General features: G+C 70.0%; 6 protein-coding genes and 1 pseudogene. 5 read left to right on the top strand and 2 right to left on the bottom strand.

Translation table 11 applies throughout. The features are described 5' to 3' along the window. A pseudogene (locus AB0M47_RS25450) lies at nucleotides 1–548 on the bottom strand (hypothetical protein); the annotation flags it as partial. A gap of 63 nt (nucleotides 549–611) precedes the next feature. On the opposite strand from AB0M47_RS25450, the gene rpsD reads away from it, so the two are divergent. After that, entirely contained in the window at nucleotides 612–1220 is a 609-nt protein-coding gene (gene rpsD, locus AB0M47_RS25445; RefSeq protein ID WP_363418351.1) for a 30S ribosomal protein S4, read from the top strand. Here rpsD and AB0M47_RS25440 read toward each other — a convergent pair. Next, on the bottom strand, nucleotides 1177–2406 hold the full coding sequence (locus tag AB0M47_RS25440) for an MFS transporter (protein ID WP_363418349.1): 1230 nt from the start codon (nucleotides 2404–2406) through the stop codon (nucleotides 1177–1179). The genes rpsD and AB0M47_RS25440 overlap by 44 nt on opposite strands. 65 nt (nucleotides 2407–2471) lie before the next feature. Here AB0M47_RS25440 and AB0M47_RS25435 point away from each other — a divergent pair, with 65 nt between their 5' ends. The 4 genes from AB0M47_RS25435 (at nucleotide 2472) to AB0M47_RS25420 (ending at nucleotide 7001) form a co-directional block, all read left to right on the top strand. Further along, a complete protein-coding gene (locus AB0M47_RS25435) occupies nucleotides 2472–3449 on the top strand; it encodes a DUF5937 family protein (RefSeq protein WP_363418347.1) in 978 nt (325 codons plus the stop codon). A gap of 318 nt (nucleotides 3450–3767) precedes the next feature. Beyond that, a complete protein-coding gene (locus tag AB0M47_RS25430) occupies nucleotides 3768–4862 on the top strand; it encodes a substrate-binding domain-containing protein (protein WP_363418345.1) in 1095 nt (364 codons plus the stop codon). A gap of 103 nt (nucleotides 4863–4965) precedes the next feature. After that, entirely contained in the window at nucleotides 4966–5745 is a 780-nt protein-coding gene (locus AB0M47_RS25425) for an ATP-binding cassette domain-containing protein (protein WP_363418343.1), read from the top strand. Then, nucleotides 5742–7001, top strand: a complete 1260-nt coding sequence (locus tag AB0M47_RS25420) for an ABC transporter permease (RefSeq protein WP_363418341.1) — start codon at nucleotides 5742–5744, stop codon at nucleotides 6999–7001. Before AB0M47_RS25425 ends, AB0M47_RS25420 begins: the two co-directional genes overlap by 4 nt. Nucleotides 7002–7035: the final 34 nt, after the last annotated feature.

The raw sequence follows: 7035 nt of genomic DNA, 5'->3' as shown, positions 1-7035 counted from the left end.
TGGGGTTGGTCCCGCCGAGGCCGCCGTCGCCGTATGCGTTGCTGCCGGATCGCCACGAGCGGATGCTCAAAGGCGCCTTGAGGCATTCGAAGGGCGAGGGCGGGCCGGGCGGCCGCGTACAGGTCGAGGTCGACGGAGAAGAGCGTCCCGCGCCGTTCCAGGCGTACTTCGGCGACGTCGACGTGGTGCAGTTCGAAGCCGCGTCCGACGTCCAGCAGGTCGCTGACCGGGTTCACGGAGGCGAATTCCAGCGCCGCCTCTCGCGCTGCCGTGTCGCAGAGGCGGTGGGACCAGCCCGAGAGCCAGACCCGTTCGCCGTGCGCCTCGACGCAGAGCACCACGGCGACGTCGTCAGCGCCGAGGGCGCCATCACAAGAGGTCGACAGGGCGCGGGAGAGTCCGCCGCCCGCGCGGCACAGCAGGATCGGGTTGCCGTCGGAGTCCAGCGCGTGGCGTACGCGGAAGGGGGCAGCGGTCCAGGCCACCTGCGCGGTGCCGGGGTGGCGTCCGTCGGCGACTGTCCGGGCCACCACTTCCGAAGCGAGCATCACGAGCCTCCTGGGATCAGGTTAGGGTATCCTTGGTTAGGTTAGCCTAAGCAAGGAGGAAGTGTGAACCAGTCCCGCCCGAAGGCGCGCCGCTCGCGTGCGCTGGGCATCGCGCTCACGCCGAAGGACGTGAAGTACTTCGAGCGCCGGCCGTTCCCGCCCGGCGTACACGGTCGTGCCCGGAAGAAGCCCAGCGACTACCAGGTACGGCTGCTGGAGAAGCAGCGGCTCAAGGCGCAGTACAACGTGAGCGAGAAGCAGATGCGCAAGGCGTTCGACCTGGCTCACCGCAAGGCCGGTAAGACCGGCGAGCTGATGGTGACGCTGCTGGAGGTCCGCCTCGACGCGCTCGTGCTCCGGGCCGGTTTCGCCCGCACCATCTACCAGGCGCGGCAGATGGTGGCGCACGGCCACATCGCCGTGGACGGCCACAAGGTCGACATTCCCAGCTACCGGCTCCAGCCGTACCAGACCATCACGGTCCGCTCGAAGAGCCGCGAGAAGACCCCCTTCCTCGTCGCCGCGGCCGGCGCGCACGTCGGCGCGCGGACCGCCCCGTACTTGTCGGTCGACGTCGCCGGCCTCAAGGCGACCCTGCTGCGCGCGCCCGAGCGCGCCGAGGTCCCGGTCATCTGTGACGAACAGCTGGTGGTCGAGTTCTACTCACGCTGACGATCACGGCACACCCCGCGGCCGCCGCGCCCGCCAGCGCGACGGCCGCGGTCGCGCCGGTGGCCAGCGCGACCGCCCCGAACACCGCCGGTCCCAGGCCCTGCGCGGTCATCAGGCCCGAGGACAGCATCCCGAACGCCTGACCCCGCATCGCTTCCGGCAACGCGTCGACGAAGCTCCGCTGAAGCCCCAACGTGTACGCGAAGCCGGCGCCGGACAGGAAGAGCAAAGCGGCGGCGACCGCCACGGACACCTCGAAGCCGAGCAGAGCCAGGGGCAGTCCCAGCAGCAGAACGAGCGGCGCGGCCAGCCGTTCGCGCGTACGCGGGGCGACGAACCGCCCGACGACGAGGTCGCCGGCGAACATCCCGACGGGCAGGCAGGCCAGCAGATACCCGGCCGTCCCGGCCGGGAAGTCCCGCTCAGCCGCGTACGCGACGAGCAGTCCCTCGGCGCCGACCGAGAACGCGGGCGGGAGCCATTGCGCGAACATCAACCGGCGTACCGCGCGATCCCCGAGCAGGGTGCGGTTGGCCTGCCAGCTGTGCTTCATCACGCTGCCCGCGGCGGCGGGGACGGCGGCCAGGTTCGGCATCCGCAGCCGGATCACGATCGCGGCGATCGCGTGGAGCACCACGCTGACCAGCAGCGCGTGCTGCGGGCTGCCGAGCGCGGCGATCGCCGCCCCACCGCCGGCCAGGCCGACGAGCTGCGCCGCCGAGCCCGACATCGACGACAGCGCCCGCCCCAGCACGTACGCGTCCCCGGTCAGCGTCTCGGCGATGACCCGCGCCGAAGCGCCGCCGAAGACAGGCACGAAGGTGGCGATCACCGCCACCAGCACGAGGCAGGCCCAGGCCGGGAGCGGGACCGTCGCCAGGAGCACCGCCGACACGCATTCCACGGCGTACCCGAGGAAGATCACGAAGCGGGGGCGGACACGGTCCGCAAGCGAACCGAAGAGTGTGGAGCCGAAGAGCTGGGGCAGGAAGCCCGCGCCGAACGCGAGCGCGCCCAGGAGCGGCGACGACGTGGTCGTGTAAATGAGCACGGACAGGGCGAGGATGCGCAGCGAGTCGGCCGTGATCGCCAGCGAGCGGGTCACGAACAGCAGCCGGTAGATCGGATCGGCGAGGACCTCGCGGTAGGTGGCGCGCTGGGCCTCGGGTTCGAGCAGTGTGGTCACGCGGACAGCCTGCGCAGAACGGCGGCCGGGTTCGAATGATTCGCCCAGGGGCGTAAGGTCGACGGGTGCTGCGTTTCGAGGTCGGGCCAGATGACCTGCTGCACAGCCGGTTCGCCCTGTCCCCCGCGATGGACCTGGCCAGCGTGCTGCGCCGGCTGGCCGGGTTCGACCGCCACCCCGGTACGCGTCCCTCGCTGGACCGGCTGCGCCCGGCCTTCGAGCGCCTGCGGCGGGAGACCGAGCTCGACGCCGTCCTGGCGCTCCAGTACGCACGCGGCGGCCCGAACTTCATCGCGCTGCCGCCGCAGGGACTGGCCCAGACCTGGGCCGACGACCTCGCCGCCACCCGGGCGACCTCGTTGCGGCAGGCCCGCGCGGAGATCGCCGACTGTCTGCGGCGGCGGCCGACGGAGGATTCCCGGGTGCTGGCGATCCTGCGCAGCCGGAACGTCGTCGAGCGAATCGCCGAGGCCCAGGACGCGGCCTGGCACGAGCTGATCGCGCCGGACTGGCCGCAGCTGCGGGCGATCTGCGAACGCGACGTGGTCCACCGGGCGGGACTGCTCGCCCGATCCGGTTGGGCGGCCGCCCTCGACGGACTGCATCCCGAGGTGGCCTGGCGCGACGGCGGGATCGACGTCCGGCCGCTCGATTCGGGCCGGATCAGCCTCGACGGCGACGGCCTGTTGCTGATCCCGTCCGCGCACATCTGGCCCGGGCTGGCGGCGTACTCGGACTCGCCGTGGCCCAAGGCGCTCATCTATCCGGCTCGGGGGGTCGCCGCGCTGTGGGAGCGGCAGCCGCCCACCGCCCCGGACGCGTTGGCCGACCTCTTAGGACGGTCGCGGGCCCGGTTGCTGCTGGCCCTCGACGACCCGGCCAGCACCACCCAGCTCGCCCGCTCCCTCGGCCTGGCCACCGGGGCGGTCGGCGATCACCTCGCCGTCCTGCTGCGAGCGGGGCTCGTGCGGCGGGCCCGGGACGGCCGGTCCGTCCTCTATGGGCGTACGCCCCTCGGCGACGCCCTCGCCCGCTCCCTCTAGCGACGCCCGCGCGCTCGCGCTCCATGTAGGTGCAGATCACGGTTACGCGTGCTTCCCCGCGCCCGGGTTACCGGCGTAACCATGATCTGCATGCGGTGGGAGCTGCGTTTCTTCGCAGGTTAAAACTGCGTGACTGAATTGTTATCGCCAGCAACAAACCTCGCTCTTGCGCGGACGCCTCGCGACAACATACGTTGCCGGGCACAACAAACCATCGTGTGACCGGTCACACGTTTGGCCCGACCGGGCTCCGGATCTCGGTCGGGTCAGTCCCTAACCCGCGCCCCGCCCACCCCCCTGAGAGGAAACCGAGCGAAGATGCGCAGGAGCCTCCTTGCCCTGACCGCCGTCGGCGTCATGACGGTCGGCAGCCTCGCCGCCTGTGGCGGCAACGACGACAACACCGGTTCGGGCAGCACGAAAGAGCCGAAGATCGGCGTCATCCTTCCGGACAGCAAGTCCTCGGCCCGCTGGGAGACGGCGGACCGCAAGTACCTCGAAGCCGCCTTCAAGGCCGCCGGCGTGAAGTACGACATCCAGAACGCCCAGAACGACAAGGCGGCGTTCCAGACGATCGCCGACCAGATGATCACCAACGGCGCGACCGTCCTGATGATCGTCAACCTGGACTCCGGCACCGGCAAGGCCGTCATCGACAAGGCGCGCCAGCAGGGCGTGGCGACCATCGACTACGACCGCCTGACGCTCGGCGGCGGCGCGCAGTACTACGTCAGCTTCGACAACGAGGCCGTCGGCAAGCTGCAGGGCCAGGGCCTGGTCGACTGCCTGACCAAGAAGAACGTCACCAAGCCGGTCATCGCCGAGCTGAACGGCTCGCCGACGGACAACAACGCGACGCTCTTCAAGAACGGCTACGACTCGATCCTCAAGCCGAAGTACGACAGCGGCGAGTACGTCAAGGGCCCGGACGAGTCCGTTCCGGAGTGGGACAACGCCACCGGCGGCACGATGTTCGAGCAGATGCTGACCCGGCAGAAGGGCAAGATCGACGGTGTCCTCGCGGCCAACGACGGTCTCGGCAACGCGGCGATCACCATCCTGAAGAAGAACAAGCTGAACGGCAAGGTCCCGGTCACCGGCCAGGACGCGACCGTGCAGGGCCTGCAGAACATCCTCGCCGGCGACCAGTGCATGACGGTCTACAAGGCGGTCAAGAAGGAGGCCGACAACGCGGCCGCCCTCGCGATCTCGCTGGCCAAGGGCGAGAAGAAGGAGACCGGCAAGACGGTCAAGGACCCGACGACCAACGCCGAGGTGCCCGCGGTCCTGCTCGACCCGCAGGCGATCACCTTCGCCAACGTCAAGGACGTCGTCACCGACGGCTACGTGACCAAGGCCGAGCTGTGCACGGCCGAGTTCGCGGCCAAGTGCGCCGAGGCTGGAATCAGCTGATCGGAGTCTTCCGCTCGTCCGGCTCGCCGGCGTCTGCTGACGTCGGCGAGCCTTCCTCCGCCCGTCCCCCCGTCGCGGCGCCCCACCCCGAGGAGAACCACCCGTGAGCGAGACCACCGCCCCTCCACTGTTGGAGCTACGGGGCGTGAACAAGAGCTTCGGCCCCGTGCACGTGCTGCGGGACGTCGACTTCACCGTGCGGGCCGGCGAGGTCACCGCACTCGTCGGCGACAACGGCGCCGGCAAGTCCACACTGGTCAAGTGCATCAGCGGCATCTACACCACGGACACCGGCGAGGTGCTGGTCGGCGGTGAGCGCGTGCACATCCACGGCCCGCGGGACGCCGCCCACCACGGCATCGAGATCGTCTACCAGGATCTCGCGCTCTGCGACAACCTCGACATCGTCCAGAACATGTTCCTCGGCCGGGAGAGGCGCAGCGGGCTCATCCTCGACGAGCCCACCATGGAGCAGCTCGCCACGCAGACGCTGGCCGGGCTGTCGGTGCGTACCGTGCGATCGGTCCGCCAGCTGGTCTCCAGCCTCTCCGGCGGGCAGCGCCAGACCGTCGCCATCGCCAAGGCCGTGCTGTGGAACAGCCGCCTGGTCATCCTCGACGAGCCCACCGCCGCGCTCGGCGTCGCACAGACCGCCCAGGTCCTCGAACTGGTACGCCGCCTGGCCGACAACGGCCTCGCCGTCGTGCTCATCTCGCACAACATGAACGACGTCTTCGCCGTCTCCGACCGGATCGCCGCCCTCTACTTGGGACGAATGGCGGCCCAGGTCAAGACGACCGACGTCACCCACGCCCAAGTCGTAGAGCTGATCACCGCCGGACGCAGCGGCAGCCTCGGACTGCAGCCGGAGGAGGCACTGTGAGCACCGCGACGACCACCCCGACGGTGGCCACGCCCGAGCGCGCCGAAAGCCCGCTCATCGCGTACGCGAAGAACTATGGCCGGAAGTTGCGCGGCGGCGACCTGGGCGCGTTGCCCGCCGTGGCCGGGCTGGTCTTCCTGTGTGCCCTGTTCACCATCCTGAACCCGGCGTTCCTCGCGCCGCTCAACATCGCGAACCTGTTCACCCAGGCCGCGCCGATCACGGTCATCGCGATGGGCCTGGTCTTCGTCCTGCTCCTGGGCGAGATCGACCTGTCGGCCGGCTTCACCTCGGGTGTGTGCGCGGCGGTGCTCGCGATCCTGCTGACCAACGAGGGCTGGCCCTGGTACGCGGCCTGCGGCATCGCGATCGTCACCGGCGCCGCGATCGGGGTGCTGCTCGGCTTCCTGGTCGCCAAGGTCGGCATCCCGTCGTTCGTGGTGACCCTCGCGGCCTTCCTCGCCTTCCAGGGCGTGGTGCTCCGGCTGCTCAAAGAGGGCACCAACATCTCCATCCGGGACAACCAGACGGTCATCATCGCGCTGGAGAACGAGTACCTGTCGCCGATGCTCGGCTGGGCGTTCGTGGCCATCGCCGTGCTCGGCCTGGCCGCCGTCCAGATCGTCACGAAGCTCAAGCGCATGAACCGCGGCCTCGCCTCGGACCCGTGGGAGATCGTCGCGCTGCGCATCGGCAGCCTCGCCGTCCTGCTCGGCGTCGCGGTCGCGGTGCTCAACGAGGAGCGGTCTCGCAACCCCGCGATCTTCGGCTCGCTCAAGGGTCTGCCGATCATCGTGCCGATCATCACCGTCCTGCTCGTCTTCTGGACGATCGTGTTGCGCCGCACCCGGTTCGGCCGGCACGTCTACGCGGTCGGCGGCAACATGGAAGCGGCCCGCCGGGCGGGCATCCGGGTGGACACCATCCGCATCGCGGCGTTCGTCATCTGCTCGTCGATGGCGGCGATCGGCGGCATCGTCGCGGTCAGCCAGGCACGGTCGGTCGACCCGAACACGGGTGGCTCCAACGTCCTGCTGTACGCCGTCGGCGCGGCGGTCATCGGCGGTACCAGCCTCTTCGGCGGCCGGGGCCGCATCCTGGACGCCATTCTCGGCGGCCTCGTCGTGGCGGTCATCGTCAACGGTCTGGGGCTGCTGGGCCTGAGTTCCTGGGTGAAGTACGTTTTCACCGGCTCGGTGCTGTTGGCCGCCGCGGGCGTGGACGCGTTGTTCCGCCGTCGTTCGGCGACCTCCTGACGAGCGTCGACAAGACTGTCCGGAAGGGACGCTG

The sequence above is a fragment of the Hamadaea sp. NPDC051192 genome (assembly GCF_040682475.1).
Lineage (GTDB): Bacteria > Actinomycetota > Actinomycetes > Mycobacteriales > Micromonosporaceae > Hamadaea > Hamadaea flava.
The sequence above is the reverse complement of the archived record's forward strand: the minus strand, read 5'-3'. Positions and strand labels throughout refer to the sequence as shown.